At 74.8% G+C, this 22,959-nt stretch carries 22 protein-coding genes; 9 read left to right on the forward strand and 13 right to left on the reverse strand.

The genetic code is table 11. The features are described 5' to 3' along the window. Positions 1 to 139: 139 nt before the first annotated feature. Both AC07AL_RS26350 and AC07AL_RS26355 read right to left on the reverse strand, forming a co-directional pair. Complete coding sequence (locus AC07AL_RS26350) at positions 140 to 1,081, reverse strand: aminoglycoside phosphotransferase family protein (protein WP_478318398.1); 942 nt, start codon at positions 1,079 to 1,081, stop codon at positions 140 to 142. A 29-nt stretch (positions 1,082 to 1,110) separates the two neighbouring features. Beyond that, positions 1,111 to 1,875: an alpha/beta fold hydrolase gene (locus AC07AL_RS26355; RefSeq protein WP_400989191.1), complete on the reverse strand. Its 765-nt coding sequence runs from the start codon at positions 1,873 to 1,875 to the stop codon at positions 1,111 to 1,113. A gap of 145 nt (positions 1,876 to 2,020) precedes the next feature. On the opposite strand from AC07AL_RS26355, the gene AC07AL_RS26360 reads away from it, so the two are divergent. The 3 genes from AC07AL_RS26360 to AC07AL_RS26370 all read left to right on the forward strand — a co-directional run bounded on the left by AC07AL_RS26360 (position 2,021) and on the right by AC07AL_RS26370 (position 4,498). After that, the gene (locus AC07AL_RS26360) at positions 2,021 to 2,557 is read left to right on the forward strand and encodes a PadR family transcriptional regulator (protein ID WP_363586861.1); all 537 of its coding nucleotides are present in this window, start codon (positions 2,021 to 2,023) and stop codon (positions 2,555 to 2,557) included. 130 nt (positions 2,558 to 2,687) lie between these two features. Then, the gene (locus AC07AL_RS26365; protein ID WP_363631541.1) at positions 2,688 to 3,401 is read left to right on the forward strand and encodes a class I SAM-dependent methyltransferase; all 714 of its coding nucleotides are present in this window, start codon (positions 2,688 to 2,690) and stop codon (positions 3,399 to 3,401) included. A 254-nt stretch (positions 3,402 to 3,655) separates the two neighbouring features. Continuing rightward, entirely contained in the window at positions 3,656 to 4,498 is an 843-nt protein-coding gene (locus tag AC07AL_RS26370; protein WP_400811720.1) for an undecaprenyl-diphosphate phosphatase, read from the forward strand. Positions 4,499 to 4,623: 125 nt separating this feature from the next. On the opposite strand, the gene AC07AL_RS26375 is transcribed toward AC07AL_RS26370, so the two are convergent. Beyond that, positions 4,624 to 6,135, reverse strand: coding sequence for a HEAT repeat domain-containing protein (locus tag AC07AL_RS26375; RefSeq protein WP_363631543.1), 1,512 nt, complete (start codon positions 6,133 to 6,135; stop codon positions 4,624 to 4,626). Between the two features lie 286 nt (positions 6,136 to 6,421). Here AC07AL_RS26375 and AC07AL_RS26380 point away from each other — a divergent pair, with 286 nt between their 5' ends. Then, positions 6,422 to 6,952 carry a hypothetical protein gene (locus AC07AL_RS26380; protein WP_363586865.1) on the forward strand — a complete coding sequence of 177 codons (531 nt, stop codon included), beginning with the start codon at positions 6,422 to 6,424 and terminating at the stop codon, positions 6,950 to 6,952. Between the two features lie 97 nt (positions 6,953 to 7,049). On the opposite strand, the gene AC07AL_RS26385 is transcribed toward AC07AL_RS26380, so the two are convergent. After that, positions 7,050 to 8,531 carry a DNA-binding protein NsdB gene (locus AC07AL_RS26385; RefSeq protein WP_363586866.1) on the reverse strand — a complete coding sequence of 494 codons (1,482 nt, stop codon included), beginning with the start codon at positions 8,529 to 8,531 and terminating at the stop codon, positions 7,050 to 7,052. Between the two features lie 473 nt (positions 8,532 to 9,004). Between AC07AL_RS26385 and AC07AL_RS26390 the strand changes: the two genes are divergently transcribed. Beyond that, complete coding sequence (locus AC07AL_RS26390) at positions 9,005 to 10,222, forward strand: aminoglycoside phosphotransferase family protein (RefSeq protein WP_363586867.1); 1,218 nt, start codon at positions 9,005 to 9,007, stop codon at positions 10,220 to 10,222. Between the two features lie 36 nt (positions 10,223 to 10,258). Here the strand turns inward: AC07AL_RS26390 and AC07AL_RS26395 are convergent, their stop codons facing one another. From AC07AL_RS26395 to AC07AL_RS26405, 3 genes are all read right to left on the reverse strand, one after another. Next, entirely contained in the window at positions 10,259 to 11,542 is a 1,284-nt protein-coding gene (locus tag AC07AL_RS26395) for an acyl-CoA dehydrogenase family protein (protein WP_478318402.1), read from the reverse strand. Positions 11,543 to 11,861: 319 nt separating this feature from the next. Next, complete coding sequence (locus tag AC07AL_RS26400) at positions 11,862 to 12,356, reverse strand: hypothetical protein (RefSeq protein ID WP_063350170.1); 495 nt, start codon at positions 12,354 to 12,356, stop codon at positions 11,862 to 11,864. Positions 12,357 to 13,074: 718 nt separating this feature from the next. Continuing rightward, positions 13,075 to 13,338 carry a DUF397 domain-containing protein gene (locus AC07AL_RS26405; protein ID WP_400811641.1) on the reverse strand — a complete coding sequence of 88 codons (264 nt, stop codon included), beginning with the start codon at positions 13,336 to 13,338 and terminating at the stop codon, positions 13,075 to 13,077. A 443-nt stretch (positions 13,339 to 13,781) separates the two neighbouring features. On the opposite strand from AC07AL_RS26405, the gene AC07AL_RS26410 reads away from it, so the two are divergent. Next, a complete protein-coding gene (locus AC07AL_RS26410) occupies positions 13,782 to 14,189 on the forward strand; it encodes a PTS-dependent dihydroxyacetone kinase phosphotransferase subunit DhaM (RefSeq protein ID WP_363586889.1) in 408 nt (135 codons plus the stop codon). A 119-nt stretch (positions 14,190 to 14,308) separates the two neighbouring features. On the opposite strand, the gene AC07AL_RS26415 is transcribed toward AC07AL_RS26410, so the two are convergent. The 3 genes from AC07AL_RS26415 to AC07AL_RS26425 all read right to left on the reverse strand — a co-directional run bounded on the left by AC07AL_RS26415 (position 14,309) and on the right by AC07AL_RS26425 (position 15,977). Beyond that, a complete protein-coding gene (locus AC07AL_RS26415) occupies positions 14,309 to 14,797 on the reverse strand; it encodes an NUDIX hydrolase (protein WP_363586869.1) in 489 nt (162 codons plus the stop codon). Positions 14,798 to 14,870: 73 nt separating this feature from the next. Continuing rightward, the gene (locus AC07AL_RS26420) at positions 14,871 to 15,380 is read right to left on the reverse strand and encodes a sugar transferase (RefSeq protein WP_363631548.1); all 510 of its coding nucleotides are present in this window, start codon (positions 15,378 to 15,380) and stop codon (positions 14,871 to 14,873) included. Between the two features lie 324 nt (positions 15,381 to 15,704). Beyond that, positions 15,705 to 15,977, reverse strand: a complete 273-nt coding sequence (locus tag AC07AL_RS26425; RefSeq protein ID WP_350884215.1) for a hypothetical protein — start codon at positions 15,975 to 15,977, stop codon at positions 15,705 to 15,707. Between the two features lie 362 nt (positions 15,978 to 16,339). Between AC07AL_RS26425 and AC07AL_RS26430 the strand changes: the two genes are divergently transcribed. Continuing rightward, positions 16,340 to 17,365 carry a polysaccharide deacetylase family protein gene (locus AC07AL_RS26430; protein WP_363586871.1) on the forward strand — a complete coding sequence of 342 codons (1,026 nt, stop codon included), beginning with the start codon at positions 16,340 to 16,342 and terminating at the stop codon, positions 17,363 to 17,365. Between the two features lie 411 nt (positions 17,366 to 17,776). Here AC07AL_RS26430 and AC07AL_RS26435 read toward each other — a convergent pair whose 3' ends face one another. Continuing rightward, entirely contained in the window at positions 17,777 to 18,562 is a 786-nt protein-coding gene (locus tag AC07AL_RS26435; RefSeq protein ID WP_400811650.1) for a glutamate racemase, read from the reverse strand. A gap of 57 nt (positions 18,563 to 18,619) precedes the next feature. On the opposite strand from AC07AL_RS26435, the gene AC07AL_RS26440 reads away from it, so the two are divergent. Together AC07AL_RS26440 and AC07AL_RS26445 are read left to right on the forward strand one after the other, a co-directional pair. After that, entirely contained in the window at positions 18,620 to 19,768 is a 1,149-nt protein-coding gene (locus tag AC07AL_RS26440) for a glycosyltransferase (protein ID WP_363586873.1), read from the forward strand. Between the two features lie 57 nt (positions 19,769 to 19,825). After that, the gene (locus tag AC07AL_RS26445; protein ID WP_363586874.1) at positions 19,826 to 20,572 is read left to right on the forward strand and encodes an SAM-dependent methyltransferase; all 747 of its coding nucleotides are present in this window, start codon (positions 19,826 to 19,828) and stop codon (positions 20,570 to 20,572) included. A 54-nt stretch (positions 20,573 to 20,626) separates the two neighbouring features. Here AC07AL_RS26445 and AC07AL_RS26450 read toward each other — a convergent pair whose 3' ends face one another. Both AC07AL_RS26450 and AC07AL_RS26455 read right to left on the reverse strand, forming a co-directional pair. Further along, positions 20,627 to 21,301 (reverse strand): thiol:disulfide interchange protein DsbA/DsbL, encoded by a 675-nt coding sequence (locus tag AC07AL_RS26450; protein ID WP_363586875.1) that lies wholly within the window; start codon positions 21,299 to 21,301, stop codon positions 20,627 to 20,629. A 151-nt stretch (positions 21,302 to 21,452) separates the two neighbouring features. Then, positions 21,453 to 22,703: a glycosyltransferase family 4 protein gene (locus AC07AL_RS26455; protein WP_363586876.1), complete on the reverse strand. Its 1,251-nt coding sequence runs from the start codon at positions 22,701 to 22,703 to the stop codon at positions 21,453 to 21,455. Positions 22,704 to 22,959 lie beyond the last annotated feature (256 nt).

Below are 22,959 nucleotides of genomic sequence, written 5' to 3' on the forward strand. Positions count from 1 at the left end.
CCGGCGCGCTATACCTTGAGAGTGGCAAGGAGAGTCGACGACCTCCTTGCCTTCGTTGTTTCCGGTCATTGTTTGCTGGTCATTGTTTGCCGGTCGCTGTTTGCCGGTCGCTGTTTTCCGCTCGCTGCGTGCGCTCCGCTCAACGCCCCGACAGCAGTTCCGCCACCGCCCGCTGCCCCGGGTCGAGCGCCGACTCCCCGTCCTCCGCCGCCCATACGGCGTTCTGCAGCACCCGGGCGAGCGTCCAGGCGAGCGCCGCCTCGCGGTCCAGTTCCAGTGCCTCCACCAGGACGTCGAACCGCCACCGCAGCGCCCGGGCGACGTCGCCGGTGGCCAGGACGTCGGCCCAGCGGTTGCGCAGCGCCGGGAGGAGTTCGAAGCCGGGGTGCCCGACGAGCGGTTTGGGGTCGATGGCGAGCCAGGGGGCGCGGCCGCCGCTTTCGGGCGGGGCGAGGACGTTGCCGTAGTGCAGGTCCCAGTGCAGCAGCCGGTCGCCGGGCTCGGTGCGGGCCTCGCGCAGGGCCGCGGCGCAGTCGGCGAGCAAGCGCCGCTCGGCCGGGTCGGCGAGGGCCGCTGCCGCTGCCGGGGCCCGCGCGAGCAGATCGTCGGCGAGGTCCGCCAGCCGGCGCAGGTCCGGGACTTCGACCTGACGTTCAGTCAATTCCCCGAGCAGGCCTGCAAGGACGTGCAGCGCCTCCCGGTCGTCCGCGACATCCAGCAGTGAACGCCCCGGGTCGAGGCGCTCCAGCAGCATCGAGCCCGAGGCCGGTTCGTGGCCGAGGAGTCGAACGGCCCCTCGCCCACCCCAGGCCCGGAGGGCGACCGGCTCGCCCTCCGTCTCCTCGTCCACCGACTGGAGCTTGAGCGCCGCGGGCGTGCCGTCGGCGCGCCGCACGGGCAGCACCAGCGCGTGAATGCCGTGCGCGGGCGGGCCGTCCAGGCGCAGCTCCCAGTGGTCGAGCAACTCGTCTGCCAGAGCAGGGAGTCGGGCCACCCAGGCGCGACCGTCCGGGCCGAGGGACTGCTCCAGCGACGCGGCCAGCCCGGGCGGGACCTCAACAGGCGGGACTTCAAAGGGCATTGTGCGGGCTCCTCTCCGACTCCTCCAGCCTACGGTCGAGGTTCGAGGCCGGCCGCCGAAACGAAGCCGTCGAGGTTGTCGAGCATGATGTTGTGCCCGCAGTCCGAGACGGCCGCCAACCGGACGCCCGCCTCCCGGAGTTGGTCGGCGCCGCGCGGCTCGCCGCCCGCCTCCGGGTACAGGAAGGTGCGCGGGAGGTCGAGGCCGAGCAGCAGTTCGCGCATCGTCGGCACCGTCGCCCGGGCCAGGTGCACGGCGCTGCGGTACAGCGCCTCGGGCCCGGCGAGGCGCATCGTGGACCACCAGGACGGGCCGACCCACGTGGCGACCTCGTCCCGGCCGCCGGCCAGGAACTCCTCCTCGGTGAAGCTCGCGATACCGCTGCTGCCGGGGCCGCGGCCGGGGGTGACCGGGTCCAGGTTGGCGTCGACCAGGACGAGCCGGGAGACCAACGCCGGATGCCGGTGGGCGAGGACGACGGCGATCGCGCCGCCCATGCTGTGGCCGATCACCTCGACTCCGGCGAGCCCGGCCTCCGCCAGGGCCGCGGCGACGGCGTCGGCGTGCCCCTCCAGGGTGTATCCGAAGTCGGCGGGTCGGTCGCTGAGGCCGAAGCCGAGCAGGTCGAGCAGCAGCGAGCGGCGCCCGGCGAGCCCCGGGTGGGCGGCAGCGGCCGCGAAGTAGGCGGGCGAGCTGGCGCCGAGGCCGTGCAGGTAGAGCCGGGCGGGCTCGACTCCGGGCAGCTCGACCCATCGGATCCGGTCGCCGTTCGGGGTGACGGGGGCGTGGCGCAGCACGGGGACTCCTCCTCCAGCGGGGGCTGGGACATCAAGGGCTGAGACATCAGGGGCTGGGAACGCCCAGACCATACCTCGACATCGAGGTATCACGGAACCGATATACCGAGGCTTCGAGGGACGAATCTGCGAGAGTGGCCCCATGCTGAAGCTCGCGATCCTCGGATTCCTCTACGACCGCCCGCTGCACGGCTACCAGCTGCGCCGCCACCTCGCCGCACTCACCGGGCACGTCCGCCCGATCAGCGACGGCACGCTCTACCCGGCGATCAAGCGCCTGGAGACCGACGGCCTGCTGGTCCGCGAGACCGAGCCCGGCAGCGCCGCCGCACCCCGGCACACCCTCCACCTCACCGAGGCCGGCCGCGCCGCACTGCTCGACCAGCTGCGCGCGCCCGAGCCGCTGGACATCAGCGACGAGAACCGCTGGTTCACCCTGCTCGCCTTCCTGCGCCACCTCGCCGACCCCGCCGCCCAGGCCGCCGTGCTCCGCCGCCGACTGGCCTTCCTCTCCGAGCCGGCGAGCTTCTTCTACGACGGCGACCGCCCGGTCGGCGCCGAGGAGTTCGCCGACCCGTTCCGCCGCGGCCTGCTGCTGATCGCCCGCGCCACCAGCGAGGCCGAACTCGCCTGGCTGCACTCGACCCTGACCGAACTGGAGGACGTACCGACGGCCTGACGGACCCACGGGCCAACGAGACCCACGGGCTGACGGACTCACGGGCTGACGGACTCACGGACTGACGGACTGACCGAAAACCCGCTGCGGTGCCTTCCCTCCCCGCCCTGCCCGTGTTCCGATGACGCCCATGGGTAACGACACGCACACCGGCAACGTACGACGCGAGGGACACGACGGAACGGGCCCGGGCGCGATCACCCCGGACGGCTGCGCCGTCGAGCTCTGGGCCCGGCTCCCCGTCGGCGACGCCCCGGACGTGATCGAGGCCGCGGTGCCGGCCGGCGCCACCATCCTCGAACTGGGCTGCGGCGTCGGCCGGATGACGCACCCGCTGACCGACCGCGGCTTCACCGTGACGGCGGTGGACGAGTCCGCCGAGATGCTGGCCAGGGTGCGCGCGGGCATCCGCACCGTGCGCAGCCCGATCGAGCGGCTGGACCTCGGCGAGCGCTTCGACGTCGTCCTGCTCGCCTCCTTCCTGATCCACGCGGGCGACGAGGCGGTCCGCCAGGGCCTGCTGGAGACCTGCCGCCGCCACGTCGCCGCGGACGGCTGCGTGCTGATGCAGCGGGAGGGCGAGGACTGGCACCTCAACGTGCCGCGCGAGGGCAGGCTCGGCACCGACGGCGTGTCGCGCATCGTCTCCTCGACGCCGGTCGGGGACGGCGTGAACTCCGTCCACGCCGAGTACGAGTTCCCGGACGGCCGCTGGACGCACACCTTCCGCTCCCGGCCGCTCACCACCGCCGCGTTCGACCGGGCGCTGGCGGACGCCGGTCTGACGGTCGAGAGCTACCTGACGGAGGACCGCACCTGGGTCCGCGTCCGACCCGCCGGCTGAGCGGCGAAAGGGCAGGCGGAAGGGCAGGTGGAAGGGCAGGCGGACGAGTCGGCGGGGCACGGAAGCGCCGGCGGGCAAAGCCGGGTCAAAAGGTGAACAAAGAATAGTCATCTTCACCCCGTACCATCGGCCGCGCGCCCGCCCGTGCGTGGCCCGAGGGCCGTGCGGGTCGCGGCCTGCCCGCACGCCCGCTCCGACCTGCGAGGACCGCACATGTACGACGACCCACGGATACCCCCGGTGGGTGTCTGGTGATCGACTGGTTCCACGGGGCCGTCCTCGGCCTGATCCAGGGACTCACCGAGTTCCTGCCCGTCTCCTCCAGTGCCCACCTGCGGGTCTTCTCCGCCCTGCTGGGCTGGGACGACCCGGGCGCGGCCTTCACCGCCGTGACCCAGCTCGGCACCGAGACCGCGGTGCTGATCTACTTCCGCCGGGACATCGTCTCGATCGTGCGGACCTGGACGCTGTCACTGTTCCGCCCGGCGCTGCGCTCGGACCCGGACGCCCGGATGGGCTGGTTCGTGATCATCGGCACGCTGCCGATCGGCATCCTCGGCAAGCTGTTCCAGGACACCATCGAGACCCATCTGCGCGATCTGCGGATCATCGGCACCACGCTGATCGTCTTCGGCCTGCTGCTGGCCTTCGCCGACCGCACCCGCGCGGTCCGGCACGCCCGGCCGATCACCGACCTCACCCTGCCGCACGCGTGCGCCTACGGCCTCGCCCAGGCGCTCGCACTGATCCCGGGGGTGTCCCGCTCCGGCGGCACGATCAGCGCGGGCCTGCTGCTCGGCTACAGCCGGGAGGCTGCGGCCCGCTACTCCTTCCTGCTGGCGATCCCGGCGGTGCTCGCCTCGGGGGCGCTGGAGCTGTTCAAGATCGGCGAGGGCCCGGCACCGGCCTGGGGGCCGACCATCCTGGCCACCGCGATCGCCTTCGCGGTCGGCTATGCGGCGATCGCCTGGTTCCTCAAGTACATCTCGCACCACAGCTTTCTGCCGTTCGTGGTCTACCGGGTGCTGCTCGGCGTCCTGATCATCGGACTGGTGGCCGGCGGCGTGCTGGCCCCGGACGCGGGCGTCGTGAAGTAGAACCGCGTTCCACCAGGACCGCGTTCCAGCACGCCCCCGGAACAGCAGTGGGCCGGGACACCCGAGGGGGTGTCCCGGCCCGTCGTTCGCCAGAAGCGGGGAGGCAGCCACCGGACTGCCGGGACCTACCGCCCGAACTCCCGGGCGGCGGTCAGCCGGCCGCGGACGGCGGCGTGGACCTCGGCCTCCTCGGCCGGATCGGCGGCGAGCCGGCGCAGGCGCTCCAGCACGCGCGCGTCACCCGTGGTGGCGACATGGCGCGCGGCGAGCTCCCGCGTGGCCTCCTCGCAGTCCCAGAGGCACTCGACGGCGGGGCCCTCGGGGAAGTGCACATCGGTCACGGCGAGCGCCCGGGCGGCACGGCCGCGCAGTTCGGAGGAGGCGGCCTCCCCGTAGATGTGGCGCAGCACGGGGACGGCGTCGGCGGCGACCAGCCGCCCCGCACCGTCGACCAGCGAACCGAGCCCGGTACCGCTGACCCCGCGGACGGACACCCAGCGGCGCAGGCCGTCGACGACGAACGGCGCGTCGGCCGGCTCCCCGGCGTCGGCGAGCAGTTTGACGGCGGCCTCGCCGAGCGCGCTGTCCGCGCCCCCGGTGGCCGGGTCGGCCCAGCGGCGGGCCTGCGCCAGGACCTCGGGGCCGCGCATCCGGCCGACCAGTTCCAGGGCCGCGCGCACGATCCGGTCGTCGACGTCGACGGCGGCGGCCTCGATCAGCTCGACGGCGGCCGGGTCCCGCTGGTCGACCAGGTAGCGCAGTGCCGCCCGGCGGGCGCCGGGCAGGCCGCCGCGGGCGGCCTCCAGCACAACGGGGCGGTCCTCGGGCCGGACGACGGCGGTCAGGCAGCGGGCGGCGGCGGCGGCCCGGCGGTCCACGGCGTCGGGCGCGGCCGGATCGGCGGGTTCGGGCGCGGGCTCGGGCCGACTGTCGGCTCCGCCGAGGAAGGCGCCGGCCCCGAGGGCGCCCAGGCTCCCCTGGTCGGCCCAGGCCAGGACGTCGGCGGTGGACCAGCCCGGGGTGACGCCGCCGCGGTTGAGCTGGCGCTGCCAGAGGTCGAAGGGTGACTGCTCGCTGGCCGCCGCCACTCTCGGGTGGTAGGCCGCCCACAGCCGCCAGGGCCGGGGCTCGTAGGCGTTGCGGATGAACTCGCGCAGCTCGGCGTCGCCCTCGGGGCCCGGGGCGAAGCGGTCCAGGACGGCGGTGCCGAGCAGCAGCAGGCCGCGGTCGTCGTCGCGCAGGGCGAGCTCGTCGAGGGCCCAGGCCCAGTTGGCACCGGTGGCGGTGTACTCGCGCAGCATCAGCAGCGCGTCGCGCCGGCCGTACGCGGCGAGGTGGCCCAGGACGGAGAGGGCGAGGCCGGTGCGGTTCTCGTCGTCGCTGACGAGGTCCTCGGCGGAGTGGAGATGGTCCTCGATGCCGTCGAGGGGCGCTTCCAGCTCCATGTAGAGACGGGCGTAGTAGAGGGAGCGGCTCTCGACCTGCCAGTCGGCTCGCGGATCCCTGGTGACGCACTCCTCCAGCGCGGCGATGGCCTCGGTGCGGTCGGCGGCCAGCGCGTGGAGCTGCCCGTCACCGCGGCCTCGCTGCAGGAGGCCGAGGAGGCTGGCACTGGGTGCTATCACTGGCTCGAACATGAGGTCAGCATCCGTTGCGGCGGTCGTAGTGGCAACGGGATTTCCGTCGCCGGGGTCTCTGGTCGGTACTGCGGTGGGCGCCCGGGCGCCGGAATCACCGAAGGTTACCGCCTCGCGCCACCTTCCGCACACAGGGCGACGACGGCTGCTGCCACAGTGGCATATGCCAGGGGAATTTTGCCTGCGTTATGTCCAAATCGCCCGCAGGGGCGAGGGCGCTGTGCCACAGTCTTCTCACCACCGACGGCCCGCACGCGGCGGGCCACCCCCGAGCGATGGACCCGCCATGAAGATGCCCACAGGCGCCGCCCGCCCGCCGGACACCGCCACGGTGGACGGCGCCCCGGCGAGCGCGACGGACGACGGCGCGCGCGGCGAGCCGAGCGGCGACGCCGACAGCGGAACGGACGGCAGAGTGGACGGCACGGCGCAGGAGCCGTCCAAGAACCCCGACCTCGGCGACGGACCCGACGCCGGCGGCGTCCGCGACCACCTCATCGGCTCAGCCGAATGGGACCTCCTCACCGACCGCGTCCACTGGAACGCGGACACCTACCAGCTCCTCGGCTGCGACCCGGGCAACGGCCCGCTCAGCCTCGACCGGCTGCCCGACCGCCTCCCCGAGGCCGACCGGCCCGTGCTGCGCCGGATGATGACCGACGCCCTGGTCCACGGCCGCACCTCCGCCGGCACCCTGCGGATCCGCCGCGACGGCGCCCCGCACGCCAGCGTCGAGTGCGCGGGCGAGCCCGTCCTCGGCACGGACGGCACCGTCACCGCCCTGCGCATGCTGCTGCGGCCGGCACCCCCGAACTGACCGGGGCCCGCCGGGGCCTCAGAACCTCCGGGCCTCGGGACCCCCAAGGCTCAGGACACCCAAGGCTCAGGCCTCCGGGCCTCCGGGCCTCCGGGCCTCAGGACCGCTTCGGCCGCTTCTTCGCGTCCGCCGCCCGCAACTCCCGCCCCAGCTCGGCCCGCAGTTCGTCCACCACCGGCAGGCCCCGGTAGCGCGCGGTCAGCCGGTACATCTCGCGCAACCGGTCCCAGGTCCGGTGCGAGGAGTTCTGGCCGATCAGGTTCATCACCATCTTGGCCTGGAACTCCGCCGCGTCCGGCTCGCCGCTCAGCCAGTGCACCGAGGCCAGGGTGATCCGGTCGAACAGCGCCGAGCGCAGCTGCCCGGTGCCCTCCCGCAGGGTGATCACCCGCTCCGCGTGCCGCTGTGCCTGCGCCGCCGCCGAGGGGTCGTGCTCCGCCAGCGTGCGCAGCACCAGCGCCTGCATGCCGCGCAGTTCGGCCTCGTCGAACACCTGCATCCAGGACGGCGGCGGCTCCGGCGCGCCCTCGGCGAACAGGTCCTCGGCCTCGCCGAGCAGCCGCCAGGTGTCCTGGGAGTGCCCGATCGAGGCGTGCGCCCAGGCCTCGACGGTGTTCAGCATCGCGCGCGTTCTCGGCAGCACCCGGCCGCCGGCCGCCTTGGCCGCCGACATCAGGTCGATCGCGTCGTCGGCCCGGCCCAGGTGGACCATCTGCCGTGCGGCCCGGGAGATCGCCTCGCCGGCCCGCGGCCGGTCGCCGGCCTCCTTGGCCGACTCCGCCGCGATCATGAAGTACCGCTGGGCGGTGGGCTCCAGGCCCACGTCGTGCGACATCCAGCCCGCCAGCACCGCCAGGTTGGCCGCGACCAGCCACAGCCGCTGCTCCACCGCCGGGGCATGCCGGTGCGTCAGCAGGCCTCCCACCTCGTTCAGTTGACCGACCACCGCCTTGCGCTGGAGCCCGCCGCCGCGCGCCGCGTCCCAGGCGCGGAACACCAGGACCGAGCGCTCCAGCGACTCCACCTCGTCGAGCCCGACCGGGCCCGCGTCGTACACGTCCACCGCGGGGCGCACCCCGCCCTGGGTGATCACCTGGCGCGGCCCGGGGACCGAGGCCGCGTACGCGACCGCGTCCCCCCCGAGCCAGCCCTTCAACGAATCGGCGATGACCGTTCCGGCCGTGAGCGCGGCACCCGCGCCCACCAATCCACGTCGGTTCAGCATGAGGTCCATTCCCGTGAACTCGGTGAGGACCGCGGCCGTTCGATCCGGCGACCATGGCACTGCTGCGGACTGCGCCGCTCCGGACCTGGTGGGCCGGTGTCGTTCCAGACCGAGGTCCTCAGTGGTGACGACACGGCCGAGCCGCTCCGTGAACACGGCCGCCAGCACCCTCGGCACCGGATCCCGGGGGATCTCCCCCTGCTCGATCCAGCGCCGTACCCTCGACGTGTCGGTGGACAACTGCTGCTGTCCCATCGCGGCACCCCGACGGTTGACCAGCCGCGCGAGTTCGCCCTTCGACCAACCGGTCAGGACGAACAAGTCAGCGAGTCGGGTGTTGGGTTCCCTGCTCAACGAAGCCCCCAGGTTCCTCGGCTGATTCGAGGCTAGAGGCTCCGGCAAGTGCCAGGCGAGCATTCGCCACCGTTCGCCAGGGCCCGCCAGACTACTAAGCCAGTGCGCCGCGGGTGTGTTGTAGGGGTGCGCCACCTCGCCCCCGGGTCGGGCGGCGTCCCACCGGCGTCGGGGCAGTCCCCCGACCGTGGCACGGGACGCTCCCGGTCCTCACCCGAGGGGGTGGCGCGGCCGGGTGGCGCGGGGGCGCCGGGCACGGCCACGGCAGTCCGGCCGACCGTACTCCCCAGGGTGCGGACGGCCGGAGCACCGCCGTCGTCCGGGTCTCACGACCCCGCGTCCGTGCCCGGCGCCCGCGCACCACCCACCGCACCGAGTCAGGGCCGCCGTCACGCCAGGAAGCACGCGGCACCGGCCCTCCCCGCACCGCGGGGCGCACCTGCCGACGGACAGAAAGGGACCACCCTCACCCCATGTACTCCTCAGCGACGACCCCCTCGCCGACCGCGACCCGCACCGCGCTGCGCCCCCCCACCGCAGCCGCCGGGCGCCCCGGGCCGAAGCAGGTGCCCCCGTCGAGCCGCCCGGTGGCTCCGCACGGCACCGACGGCCGGTCCACGGACGCCCGGGTCCCGTCCGGCCGTACGGCGCTGGGGCTCCGCGGCCCCGAAGCGGCCCCGCCCGTCGGCGGCCGGCTCCCGCTCGCCCGCCAGGCCGACGGCCGGGTGCTGCGCCCGCCGCACCGGCCCGGCCAGGTCGGCGCCGGGCCCGAGCGGATCGACCCGTCGGCGCTGCAGACCCCGGCGGTGCGGGCCGCGCTGGCGAGTGTCGCGCGGATATGTCCCGCGTTCACCCCGCGCCAGGTGCTGCGCGAGGGCAGCCGCCACATCCTGGTGGCGGGCACCATCGGGCGGGCCCCGGTGGTCGCCAAGTGCCTGGCGCCGCAGGCGGTGCGGAGTGGGTACTTCGAGCAGTTGGTGGCCGACTTCCACCACGAGGTCGCGGTCTACCGGGCGTTCGTCCGGCACCGCCCGCCGGTGCGGCTGCCCCGGCTGGTCGCCGCCGACCACGACCGCTGCGTGCTCGTCATGGAGCGCGTTCCCGGGCGCCCGGCGGCGCGGGAGCGCCACCCGGTCAACGCGCCCACCCCGGGCGAGGTGCGGGCGCTGCTGACCGCCGTCCGGACGCTCAACCTGTGGCGGCCGCCGACCGACGTGTTCCAGCCACGCATGGACTACCCGATGGAGATCGCCCGTTACCACTCGGTGGGCCAGCTCACCGACCGGGACGCCGGCGACCTGCGCGGCCTGCTGCACGGCCTCGGCCACACCCCGCTCCAGCTCTGCCACGGCGACGCCCTGCTCAGCAACATGCTGCTGGCGCCGTCCGGCCCGGTGCTGGTCGACTGGGAGCAGGCCGGCTGGTACCTGCCCGGCTACGACCTGGCGGTGCTGTGGAGCGTGCTGTCCGGCGACACCGCGGCGCGCCGCCAGATCAGCCAACTCGCCCAGAGCGGCGGCACGCTGGCCCGGGACGCGTTCCTGGTCAACCTGGTGCTGGTGCTGATGCGGGAGATCCGGCTGTACGACGTGCCGGGCGCCGGCGAGGAGCAGCGGATCATGATCCGCCGGCTCTACGACGACGCCGCGCTCGCCCGCCGGGCCGTCCGGGCCGCGGTCGGCACCCGCTGAGGCTCCGGGCCCCGAGCCCCCGGGGCCCGGAATCCGCTACGGCCGGCCGCCGCGCTCCAGGGCGGCCCGGCCGGCGGCCTCCAGGACGGCCTCGTCCGGGGCGAGGTGCACCCGACTGCTCAGCACGTCCCGCAGGTAGCGCTCCAGCGGGTGACGCCGGCTCAGGCCGGGGTTGCCGGTGAGCGAGACGGCCTGCTGGACCGCCGCCGTCGCGGCCCGGGCGGCCAGCAGGTGGGCCGGGCCGGTCCGCGCGACCGCGTCCGGCTCTCCCCGGTCCACCCGGGGGGCCAGCCCCTCGACCAGTTCCTCGGCGCCGATCAGCTGGGCCTCGATCTCGCCGAGGGCGCAGCGGTAGCGGGGCAGGGTGCCGAGCGGCTCGGTCAGATTGGCCGGAGTGCGCTGGTTGAGGAAGCGGATCAGCCAGGACTGGGCGGCGCGAGCCACCCCGATCGCCACCGCGGAGAGCGCCAGATCGTGCCAGGCGAGGGAGAGTTCGGCGGCCCCGGCCGCGTCCGCCGCGCCGCCCTTGGGAGCGGTGAGGCCGAGCGCGAGCTCGGCCGGCACCCGGACCTGCTCCAGCACCACGTCGTGGCTGGCGCTGGCCCGCAGGCCGACCTGGTCCCAGGTCGGGTCGATCTCCAGGCCCTCGCTCTCGCCGCGGACCAGGAACGTCCCGACCCTCGGCTCCGCCTCGTCGGTCCGCGCGGTCACCGCCATCCAGGCCAGCGCCTCGGCGCCGGTGCAGTACGTCTTCCGGCCCGTCAGCGACCAGCCCTCGCCGTCCCGCCGGGCCACCGTGTCCGGCAGCGCTCCGGGCCGGCCGCCGGGCTCCGCGCGCAGCGTGTTGACCAGGGCGGGCCCGCGCCGGGACTCGGTGAGCAGCCGCCGGTAGCCCGCCGTCGGCCAGGCCGCCCGGCGGGCCTGCTCGGCGTGCTGGAGCAGCGTGAAGGCGGTGACCACGGCCACCGAGGCGTCCCCGCGCCCGAGTTGGGCCAGCACCCGGACGGTGTCGGCGAGCGTGCCGCCCGGTCCGCCGTACCGCTGGGAGACGGTCAGGGTGAGCAGTCCGGCCTCGTGCACCGCCTCGATGCCCTGGTAGGGGAAGGTGGCGTCGCGGTCGTGCTCCTCGGCGCGGGCGGAGAGCAGGTCGACCACCCGGGGCAGTCCGGCGAGGGCGGCGACGACGGCCGAGCGGTCGGGCGCGGGATCGGGCGCGGGGTGGCCGGAATCCGACGCTCCCGCGGCGGCGCCGGGCACGGCGGCGGCCGCGGTGTCGGAGGGGCGGTCCGCGGGCGAACGGTCAGCGGCGGTGGTCGTCATGGTGCTGGGGCCTCCGGGCGGCAGCGTGGGCGCGGCAGATGCGGGCGGCACGCCGGACGGGCGCGCGGTACCGGACGGGCGGCCTCGGAGGTCGGTTCACGGCCCGCCCCCCGGATTCGGCGCCGGCCACGAACGGCCGGCCGCCCGCCGCCTCGGGGACGAATTCCCCCTCAGCGGCCCGGACACACCGCGCTGGCGGTGCGCCGCAGGTCCAGATAGCTGCGACGGGTCAGCAGCGGGAGACGGCACGACATGTTCGCGACTGTACGAACCCGTGATCGAAACCGTCAAGCGACGTCCGAGCCCTGGTCGAGGCCGGTCAGCCCTGCTGGAACATGTCGGCCGGGAGCGGCTTCAACAGCTGATACAGGTCGTCCGAAATCGGTCGGTCCCAGGACGCGATGGTGACCTGGACGCCGTCGCTGCGCCCGAACTGGGCGCAGAACACCCGCTCCTCGCTGACCTTGACCTTCTTCACGATCAGCAGGTCGTCCCCGAGCATCACCGGGAAGTCCTCGGCCGAGACGAAGTCGACCGGCTCGTCGTTCTCCAGCGCCGCGAGCAGCTGCCGCACCTCGAAGGGCACGCTGTCGCCGGTCTCCCGGGCGGGCGAGCCCTCGGGGAGGTTGCCGATGAACATCGCCGGGCCTCTGCCGCCGAACAGGTCGTAGCGCAGGAAGATCCCCTGGCAGGAGCCGTCCGGGCCGGTCATCATGGCCGCACCGAAGTCGCCGGGCCAGTCACCCGGGTCCATCGCGAGCACGTCGAAGTCCGGGCCGGCGGGCTGTCCGGAGCGACGGCGGAGAAAAGACATGGGAACATCGTACGTGCCCGGCACACCACGCTCGCGAGGTGGGTGGGGCACCGTCGGGAGATCGACGCTCAGAGACCAATGTTGACTCTGAGCAACCGTCCGGGCTACGTTCGGTTCAGCACGACAGCCGTTCTGGGTTTCACCCTCCGGGGGGACGGCATGTCGCAACGCGGCCCTACACGCGTTTCCCTCACTGTGCACATTGTCGTGCCGAACTGCCGAGCACCCAGCTTCGTCGTCGCACACAGCACAGCACACAAGCCAACAGTTCCATCACCACAAGCCAGATCCGCGGGGCCCCGGCCCGTCGCTCCCGCGGATCTTGCTCGGGACGCCGCCGCGTGGGGGCGTGCGGGTCCCGAGCAAACGGTGTCGCCGCCGAGTCGCTCTCGGCGTCGACGCCAGCCTCCCGGCGACTGCCGGCCCCTCGTGGGCCGGGACCGGCCGGCGCACCCCGGTGCGCAGGGGATGACTGGGAGGATGGCCTGGCAACACTGCCGGGTCGCACAGCAGGCGCCGTGTCTGGCCGCGTGGGGGCGGTGGGCACGGCGTCTGCCTGTGCTCATACTCTGAGCTGCGTTTGTCTAACAGTCAACAGAAATTCTGACGGGGCACGTTCAATAGATCATCAGTTGTGATGTTCGGGGCCGAAATCGACCGCGGAGCGGGCCCCGTTCCGACGGGGCCCGCTCCGCGGTCGTGCGACGGTCGCGCGGGCTCAGGTGAGGTCGAACTCGCCGTCCCGGGCACCGAGCACGAAGGCCCGCCACTCCCCCGGCGTGAACACCAGGACCGGACCGTCCTCCTGACGGCCGTCCCGCATCCCGATGTACCCGTCCACGAACGCGATCTGGACATCCCCGACGCCCTGGCTGCTGCACAGCCACTTCGCCCCGGTGAAGTCCACCTTCGGCTTCCCGCTCGGCGCCAGCTGCGGCTCCGCGCCGCCCGTCTCCACGTCGATCCCGCTGTTGACTGCCACTACCCGGTCTCCTCCCGACGGCTTTCCGGGCCAGCCTAACCACACCCGCCCGCCCCGGTCAGCGGGTTGACGAGGACTCCACCAGCCGGGCCCGGACGCCGCCGGAGGCCCGCTCAACGCGTGTCCCGCCCGACGGGGGCCACCGGAGCTGCCAGAGTGCTTGGCAACGCGGGGGACCACCCCCCGCTGGCCGTACGCGGGCCCTCGACGGCCCGTCCCGGCCCCGCCCCGGCCCCGCGGAACCCGATGCGCACCGGATGCGGCCCGCACCACCTCGCCCAGCACCGCCCACCACCGCCCAGAGGGAGCAGCCGATGAGCCGCCGGGACGGCACCCGCGCCGATGTCATCCCCATCTCCGACGCCCCCTCGGCCCACCCCCCTGCGCCCCGCACGCCACCCGCGCCCGCCACGCTGCCCCGGCCCGCCTCCGGCCGGCCCCCCGTGCACGGCCGGGTCGGGATCGTCCTGGTGTCGCACAGCCAGGAACTGGCCATCGCGGTGCGCACCCTCGCGCTCTCACTGACCGGATCCGACTCCCCCGCCCCGATCGCCGCGACCGGCGGGGACCAGGGCGGTCCCGGCATCAGCGCGGTCCTGGTGGCCGCCGCCACCCGCCGGGTCGACCAGGGCCACGGGGTCGTGGTGCTCGCCGACCTGGGCAGCGCCGTCACCACCGTGCGCGCCCTGCTGTCCGACGCCGACGAGCACGGCCTCCCGTTCCCGGTCCGCTTCGCGAACGCGCCGTTCGTCGAGGGCGCGGTGGCGGCCACCGCCACCGCCACCGCGGGCGGCGACCTCGCCGCCGTCCTGGACGCCGCGGAGGAGGCCTACCGGCAGCGCAAGGGCTGAGCGACCTCGCGAACTCCCGCCGCCTGGGGTGACCGGGCCGCCACCATCGGCGAAGGGTCCGGGCTCCCGGCCCACCCGGGGTGGGGAGGCGGGGATGCGGGCCGTCCGCCGTGCGCCGGTCAGGGGCGCTCCTTGCCCTCCCACACGAAGACCGTCGACCCCTCGCACTCCAGCGCGTGGCGCAGCCGCTCGTGCTCGACCTCGATCATCGGCGGCAGCCCGTCCAGTGGGTACCAGCCGACCTCCAGCGACTCGTCGTCGTTCACCCTCGCCTCGCCGCCGACCGCCCGGCACCGGAAGGTCAGCACCAGGTACTGCGTCACGTCGCCGTTCGGGTAGGTGACCTGCGGCGAGACGGTGACCGAGGCGAGCAGTTCGGGCACCGCCACCACCCCGCTCTCCTCCAGGCACTCGCGCACCACGCCGTCGGCGGGCTGCTCACCGGGGTCGAGGATGCCGCCGACCGGCGCCCACCTCCCGTCGTCGGCCCGTCGGGCCAGCAGCACCCGGCCGCGGTCGTCCAGGACGACGGCGACGACGGCGGTCAGCCAGAGCGGACGGGTGCCCACCAGGGCTCGGAGATCGGCGAGGAACGGGGGAATGGCCATGCGCCGCAGCCTAGGCCCTGTCCGGCGGGGCCCCGGGCCGACGCCACCGACGGGCGGCCCGCGGCGCGCAGGCTCATCGCGCGAGACCGCCCTCCGGGCGCAGCAGGGCCAGCACGGTCAGCCCGAGGATCCGCAGGTCGAGCCGGAGCGAGCGGTGCTCCACGTACCAGAGGTCGAGTTCGGCCCAGTCCGGCCGGGCGAGCGGGTGGCGGGCCTGGAGTTGGGCCCAGCCGGTCAGTCCGGGCCGGACGTCGAGCCGGCCGCGCTCGCGGCGGGAGTAGCGGACCGCCTGGTCGGGGCGGACGGGCCGGGGGCCGATCACCCCCATCTCGCCGCGGGCGACGTTCCACAGCCGGGGCAACTCGTCCAGGCCGGTCCGGCGGAGCAGGGCGCCGAGCCGCCCTCCCCGGCTGGTCCGGAAGCGGAGGACCTGGAACTCCCGGCCGTGCCGTCCGGCCCGGGACAGCCGCAGGAGCACCGGGCCGCGCGCCGTGCAGCGCAGCAGGGCGGCGATCACCAGGGCCAACGGGAGCGCGACGATCCCCGCCAGGGCGGCGAGGGCGAGGTCCCCGCCGCGCCTCATCCGGCGGACACGGTGGTGCGCGGTGCGCCGTCCGGCTTCCCGCCGGGTCCTCCGCCCGGCTCTCCGCCCGGATCGGACGTGGCGCTGCCGCCCATCTCTTCCCCTCCACGGCACCGTCGAGCCGCAAGAACGCATTCACAGTAGGGGCGCCTCGGAAGCAGTCGCCCGGGAATGGTGAAAGAAGTGGGCAGAGGATTGTCCGACAGGCCGAAATTCGGTCGATCTGACCAATATTGCTCGATCTGCTGCTCGATCTGCCGCTTGGAATGCCGAGGGCAATCGAAGTACAACCGTCCACCGAAGGCCGGCCGGCCGCCGAGGCGGTCAGAGCGCAGCGCGGCGCCGGTACCGCAGCAGCCCGAACGCGATCCGGCCGAGCAGCAGCACTCCCGCGGCCAGACAGCCCGCCACCGCCATCGCCCAGGCCGGACCGTCACTGTCCGGAACGATCACCGCCACCACAATGCCCAGCGCGAGGCAGGCCAAACCCACCATCGCCAGCGGAAGCTGGTGGGTGACCAGGGCGCCACCACTCCACGCACGGGCCATCCTGGTCGCGCCGTGCAGGTGGAAGGGATCACGGTCCGCATCTGCCATGAGCCCAAGGTACCCCCGGCGAACGCCGGAGGCAGCCCGCGGGGAGTGAACGTTCGACCACCCGGTGCGACCGGCCCGCCGACCTCGCCCGAGCCCCCCGCGGCCCGGCCCCGGTCGTGCATTCCGGCTCCACAATCAGTCCACATCAGTCCACGAAAAATCCTCGTCCCCCCGGTACAACCATCCGCTCGGTGCAGCGGTCTCAATGGCATTGAGCGATCCAGGAGCCGTTCGCGGGAAGGGTGCGAGCCCCCACCGCGGACCGGAATACCCAGGAGGCGGAGCCGCCTCCTCCTGGGGTCGGAGGCCGGGCTCCGTCCTCCGGCGGTACCGCCACGCCGCTCGGCGACCGAGGGGGAACCGTGCCGCAGTCCCAGTCCACCACGTCGATCTCCATGGCCCCCACCAGGCCCGTCCCGTTCGTGCGCCCGCTGCCGACGGCCACCCGCCGCCACCCGACCGCCGACCGGGGCCGGGCAGACGCGCGGGGCGAATGGCTGCGGTTCGCCCCCGTCCAACCCCTGTTCCGCGCCCGCGCCGCACAACGCCTCGCCGTCCTCGCCTACCACGGCGTCACCGACCACCGGTCCTTCGGCGCCCAGCTCGACCGGCTCCGAAGACTCGCCACCCCGGTCTCGCTCACCGCCGTCCTCCAAGCCGCCACCGAACAGCGGCCACTGCCGCCCCGCAGCGTCCTGGTCACCTTCGACGACGCCGACCGCAGCGTCCTCACCCACGCCCTGCCCGCCCTCGACGCCCGCGGCATCCCCGCCACCGCCTTCGTCATCTCCGAGCTCATCGGCACCGAACGCCCCTTCTGGTGGCACGAGGCCGACTTCCTCGCCCGGCACGGCGGCCGTGCCCGCTCGCTCGACTGCGGGCACCCCTCCCAGTTGCTCCCCCGGCTCAAGGCCATGCCCGACCCCGACCGGCGGCGCAGCCTGCACGAGCTCCGGGTCAGCGCCGACCGCCGCCCACCCCGCCAGGAGCAGCTCACCCCCGCCGACCTGCTCGCCCTGCGCGACGGCGGCGTCGCCATCGGCAACCACACCCAGGGGCACCCCTGCCTCGGCCGCTGCGACGACGCCACCGTCCGCGCCGAGATCACCGGCGCCCACGAAGCCCTCACCCGCTGGCTCGGCGAACCCCCCACCGCCTTCGCCTACCCGGACGGCGGGCACGACCCGCGTGCCGAAACCGTCCTCCAGGAACTCGGCTACCGCCTCGGCTTCCTCTCCGACCACCGGCTCGGCCCCCGCATCCCCTCCCACCCGCTCCAGATCAGCCGCCTCCAGGTCGACTCCACCACCAGCACCCGCCGCTTCGACACCATCCTCTCCGGCCTCGAACCCGCCTACCGCCGCTGGCGCCGCCAAGCCGTCGCCTGACCGGCCGGGGCACGCAAGGGGGACGCAGGGGCACTCAAAGACATTCGGGGGCAAAAATGAGCCCCGCCGGCGATCGGCACGGTACGCCTGGGGGGCGAAATTTGGCCCCGCCTCAGCGGCCAACCACCCGCCCGTGGGGCAAACTCTTGCCCCACGGGCACAGAACGTCGGTCAGGCCGACCTCCCGCATCAGCCGCCGCAGCCGGGGCGGCGATCCAGGGGCAGCCGGCCACCACGGGGCTCCTCGACCAACCCCCGGAAGTTGGAGGGCAAAGATTTGCCCCTCAACTCCTGACAGAGAACCTGCCCGCGGCTGCCCCGGATGGGGATCAGCTGCGGTGGCCTTCCGCTCGGGCTGAAGGGCGGACCGCCGGCGGGCGAAACTTGGCCCGTCGGCGGTGAGGGTGGCGGTCACGCCGGCAGCGTGCTGCGCATCAGGGCGGCGAGGGTGCGCCCTTGGGGGTAGAGGAGTGCGGCCGGGGGGAGGGCGGCGGGGGCGCCGGCGTGGAGCACGGTGATGGTACCGGCGCCGGTACGGGTGGGGTCGGTGACGCGGCGCAGGGCCTGGGCGGCGACGGCTTCGGCGGAGCCGTGCAGGGTGAGCGCCGGGGAGGCGGTGGGGGCGACGGCGGCACGGATGCGGTCGTCGACCAGTTCGTAGTGCGTGCAGCCGAGGACGATCGCCGCGGTGCCGGCGGGGGTGCGGGCGGCGGCGTCGGCGATGGCGTCGGTGATGCCGGCGTCGTCGCCGTGTTCGATGGCGTCGGCGAGGCCGGGGCAGGCGACCTCGGTCACGTCCGCGGTGCCGCCGAAGTCGCGGATCAGGCCGCGCTGGTAGGCGCTGCCGGTGGTGGCCGGGGTGGCCCAGATGGCGACGGAGCCGCCGAGGGCGGCGGCGGGCTTGATCGCCGGGACGGTGCCGACGACGGGCAGCCCGGGTTCGAGTTCGGCCCGGAGGGTGGCGAGCGCGTGCACGGAGGCGGTGTTGCAGGCGATGACCAGCGCGTCCGGTTCGAGCTCCGCGGCGGCGAGCGAGCAGCCTCGGGCGAGGTCGGTGACCTCCTCGGGGGTGCGCGGCCCCCAGGGCATCGAGGCCGGGTCGGAGGAGAGCACCAGATCGACGTCCGGGCGCAGCTTCCGAAGGGCGGCGGCGGCGGCCAGCAGGCCGATTCCGGAGTCCATCAGTGCGATCTTCACGGGGCAAGACTTTAGTCGATCCGCCCGATCCGGCCGGTTCTGCGGCAAACTGCGGGAGTGACCGTCCTGTTGTGGATCGCCGCGTTCTCCCTGCTGGTCTGGCTCTGGTTGGCGTGCTGCCACGGGCTGTTCTGGCGCACCGACGTGCGGCTTCCGCCGCGCCGTCCGCCGGTACGCTGGCCGCGGGCGGTGGTGGTGGTGCCGGCCCGGGACGAGGCGCAGGTGCTGCCGGTGAGCCTGCCGACGCTGCTGGCGCAGAAGTACCCGGGGCGGGCGCGGGTGATCCTGGTGGACGACCACAGTTCGGACGGCACGGGCGCGGTGGCGGCGGAGCTGCGGACGATGGACGGGCTGGAGCTGACCGTCACGACTCCTCCCCCGCTGCCCCCGGGGTGGACGGGCAAGTTGTGGGCGCTGCGGCACGGGGTGGAGCTGGCCGGTCCGGACGTCGAGTACCTGCTGCTGACGGACGCGGACATCGCGCACGGGCCGGACTCGCTGGCGGAGCTGGTGGCCGCGGCGGAGAGCAACGGGCTGGACCTGGTGTCGCAGATGGCCCGGCTGCGGGTGGAGACCGGCTGGGAGCGGCTGATCGTGCCGGCCTTCGTCTACTTCTTCGCGCAGCTGTACCCGTTCCGCCGGAGCAACCGGCCCGGTGGGCGGACGGCGGCCGCGGCGGGCGGCTGCTCGCTGGTGCGGCGGGAGGCGCTGGAGCGGGCCGGCGGGGTGGCCGCGATCCGGGGCGCGGTGATCGACGACGTGTCGCTGGCGCGGGCGGTGAAGTCCTCGGGCGGGCGGACCTGGCTGGGGCTGGCCGGGGCGGTGGACAGCGTCCGGCCGTACCCGCGGCTGGAGCAGTTGTGGCGGATGGTGTCGCGCAGCGCGTACGCCCAGTTGCGGCATTCGCCGCTGCTGCTGCTCGGGACGGTGCTGGGGCTGGGGCTGGTGTACCTGGTGCCGCCGGTGGCCGCGGCGGCCGGGCTGGTCGCGGGGGCGCCGGCGGTGGCGGTGGCGGGCGGGGCGGCCTGGGCGCTGATGGCGGGCACCTACCTGCCGATGGTGCGGTACTACCGGCAGCCGGCGCCGGCCGTGCTGCTGCTGCCCTTCACGGCGGGGCTGTACCTGCTGATGACGGTGGACTCGGCGGTGCAGCACTGGCGGGGCCGGGGCGCGGCGTGGAAGGGCCGGACGTACTCACGGGCCTGAGCGTGCCGGGGCCCGAATTCGCGGGCGCGGCAGTCCGGTCGGCTCCATACTGCTCGGATGGACCGTCAGAGGATCTCCCGTCTCGCCCATGCCCACCACCCGATCGCGGCGCCGCTGACGGACGAGTCGGTGGCCCTGCTGCTGGAGCGCGCGACCGCCGGAGCGGCGGACGGCCGGGCGCTGGACCTCGGCTGCGGCGAGGGGGCGTGGCTGGTCCGGGCGCTGGCGGCGCGTCCGCGCTGGCGGGCGGTGGGGGTGGATCTGGACGCGGCGGCGCTGACCCGGGCCAGGGAGGCGGCGACCGCGCTCGGCGTGGTGCGCCGGATCGGCCTGCACCACGTGGACGCACGGCAGTTCAGCTCGGTCGAGCCCTTCGACCTGGTGCTGTGCGTGGGTGCCACCCACGCCTTCGGCGGGCTGCTGCCGACGCTGGCGGCGGCCCGCGAGCACCTGGCCCCGGGCGGGCGGGTGCTGGTCGGCGAGGGCTTCTGGGAGCGGGAGCCGTCCCGGGCGGCCCTGGACGGGCTGGGCGCGGCCCAGGACGACTACGCGGACCTGGCGACCACCACCGACCGGGTGCTGGCGGACGGCTGGACACCGGTGTCCGGGTACGTGAGCAGCCGGCAGGAGTGGGACGACTACGAGTTCGCGTGGACGGGCACGCTGGCCGAGTGGGCGCTGGAGCACCCGGACGACCCCGACGCGGCGGCCGCCCGGGAGGCCGCGGACCGGCACCGGCGGGAGTGGCTGCACGGCTACCGGGGGACGCTCGGCTTCGTGACGTACCTGCTGCGCCGGGACTGACCGCCCGGCGGAGCGGGCCGCCGGAGGGCTGTTCGGTCCCGGCCCGCGGCGGGCTCAGTGCCCGCGCAACTGCTCCTGCTGGACCAGGTAGTCCAGCACCTCGGGCATCGCCTCGACGCCGCCGGCCTTGCTCGGCGAAGTCCGGTACTCGCCCTGGACGACCACCGTCGGCAGCTCGTTGACGCCGTAGCGGACGAACTCGACGGCGGCCTCGTCGACCGACCGCGCCACCTCGTCGGAGCGGTACGTCCGGCGGAAGAGCTGCGCGTCCACGCCGTGGCGCACCGCCCAGTCGGTGGCGGTGGCCTCGGTGGTGAGGTCGGTCTGGTCGGTGTGCACCGAGCGGAAGACGCTGCTCTGCAGGCGCTCGACCAGGCCCAGGCGCTCGAGCGTGTAGTACAGGCGCGCGTGGCCGCGCTGGGCGCCCTCGTCCGGGCTGCCCGGCCAGATCGCCGGGACGCGCCGCAGGGCGACGTCCGCGCGGTGCTTCTCGGCCCAGGCCTGCAAGGGCTGTTCGAGCTGCTGGGAGTGGACGCAGTCGTACCAGAAGAACTCGGCCGCCTCCGTGCGGACGCTCTCGCGCACCGGCTGCGGATGGTCGAGCTTGACGAACTGGGATCCCTCGGAGGGGGGTTGGTGACTCACCGCGCCGGCCTGGAGGGGGGATACGGCGATCCCGGCGGCGATGGCGAACAGGACGGTGGACCGCAGCAGCGACTTCGAGTTCACACCGGGCAGTGTGCTGGCGGCGGTTCGTTACCGTCGAGTTCGGCCGGGCGCGCTGGCCCGGATTCGCCCGATCGGCCCAGCCCGACGCCCAGCCCGGCGCCCGGCCCGGCGCGCGACTCGACGCCCGGCCCGGCCCGCCGCCGCGGGTCTGTCACGGACCGGTGCGCACCCCCGGGCCACCCCCCGCCCACACCTCGGCGACCAGCCCCTGCCAGGCGTCCACCACGGCGCCGAGCTCGAAGTGCTCCAACGCGTGCGCCCGGGCGGCCGCGCCGAGGCCCGCACGGTTGCACGCCAGCACCTTGGCCAGCGCCTCGGCGAGGGCGAGCGGGTCCCCGGGGGCGACGAGCGCGCCGGTGGCACCGTCCCGGACCACCTCGCGCACCCACCCGACGTCGGTGGCGACGGCGGGCACGCCGGCCAGCGCGGCCTCGATCAGCGCGCCGGGCACGCCCTCGCTGTCGCTGGTGAGCAGCAGCGCGTCGGCGGCCCGGTAGAGCGGCGCCGGGTCGGGCAGGGCGCCGAGAAAGTGAGCGCGGGCGGCGGCCGGGTGGCGGGCCAGCGTCTCGCGCAGCGGGCCGTCCCCGGCGATGGCCAGCCGGACGTCCGGCAGCCGGTCCAGGACGTCGAGGGCGAGGTCGAGCCGCTTCTCCGGGGAGATCGCGCCGATCCAGGCGACCAGCAGGACGTCGGCGGGCAGGCCGAGCGCGTGCCGGGCGGCGCGCCGGTCGGCCCGGCCGTCGGCGGGCGGATAGCTCTCGGCGGCCCGGGAGTTGGAGATCACGTGGACCTTGCCGTCGGGCAGCCGGAACTGCCCCTCCAGGACGGCGCGGGCCTCGTCGGTGAGCGTGGTGACGGCTGCCGCGCGGTGCATCAGCGCGCCGCCGCGCACCCGGCGCAGCCGGTTCGCCGTCCAGTAGCGGGGGTGGCCGACGGAGACGTAGACGAAGGGGGTGCGGGTGCCGGCCAGGGCGAGGGCGCAGGCCGCCAGGGTGTCGGAGCCGTGGGCGAGGACCACGTCGGCGCCGCGGGCGGCCGCGCGCAGCGCCCGCAGGGTGCCGGGGCGCAGACGGCCGGAGCCGAGGACGGCGGCGCGTAAGTCCTCCTCGTCGGCGCAGGCGCCGGGGTGCGGGTCGGGCTGCCGGTCGAGCCCGTCGGGGCGGGCGCCCGGACCGGCGCCGGCGCGAACTCCGGTGCGGTCCGCGGCGCGGGGCCCGGGGAGGGCGGGCCCGGCGGCCGGGTGCGGGGCGAGGGCGCACAGCGCGGAGGCCTGGCCCCGGCGGCGCAGTTCCCGGTGGAGGTCACGGGCGAAGTTCTGGGCGCCGCCGCGGCGTGGATCACTGATCAGGTGCAGGACGCGGGGACGGGTTCCGGCCGGGTCGGCCGACGTATGGTCGGGCATGGACCGACCTTGGCACAGCGCCCCGCGCCGTACAGCCCCTTCGCGCAACCTGGTGGTGGCCCGTGCGCCCGCGTGAATACACCTGATGTGCGCTGCTCGACTGCGGCCGTGCGCCGGTTGCTCCCGTCGTGCGCCCTGTTCCGCCCCCTCTCGCCCTGCCTCGCCCCGCCTCGCCCCGCCGCACCCCGGCGTCCGACCCCGGCCGCCGTACGGCTGGCGGGCCTGACGGCCACCTGCGATGCTGATCACCAGTCAG

Source organism: Kitasatospora sp. NPDC043949 (assembly GCF_056435365.1).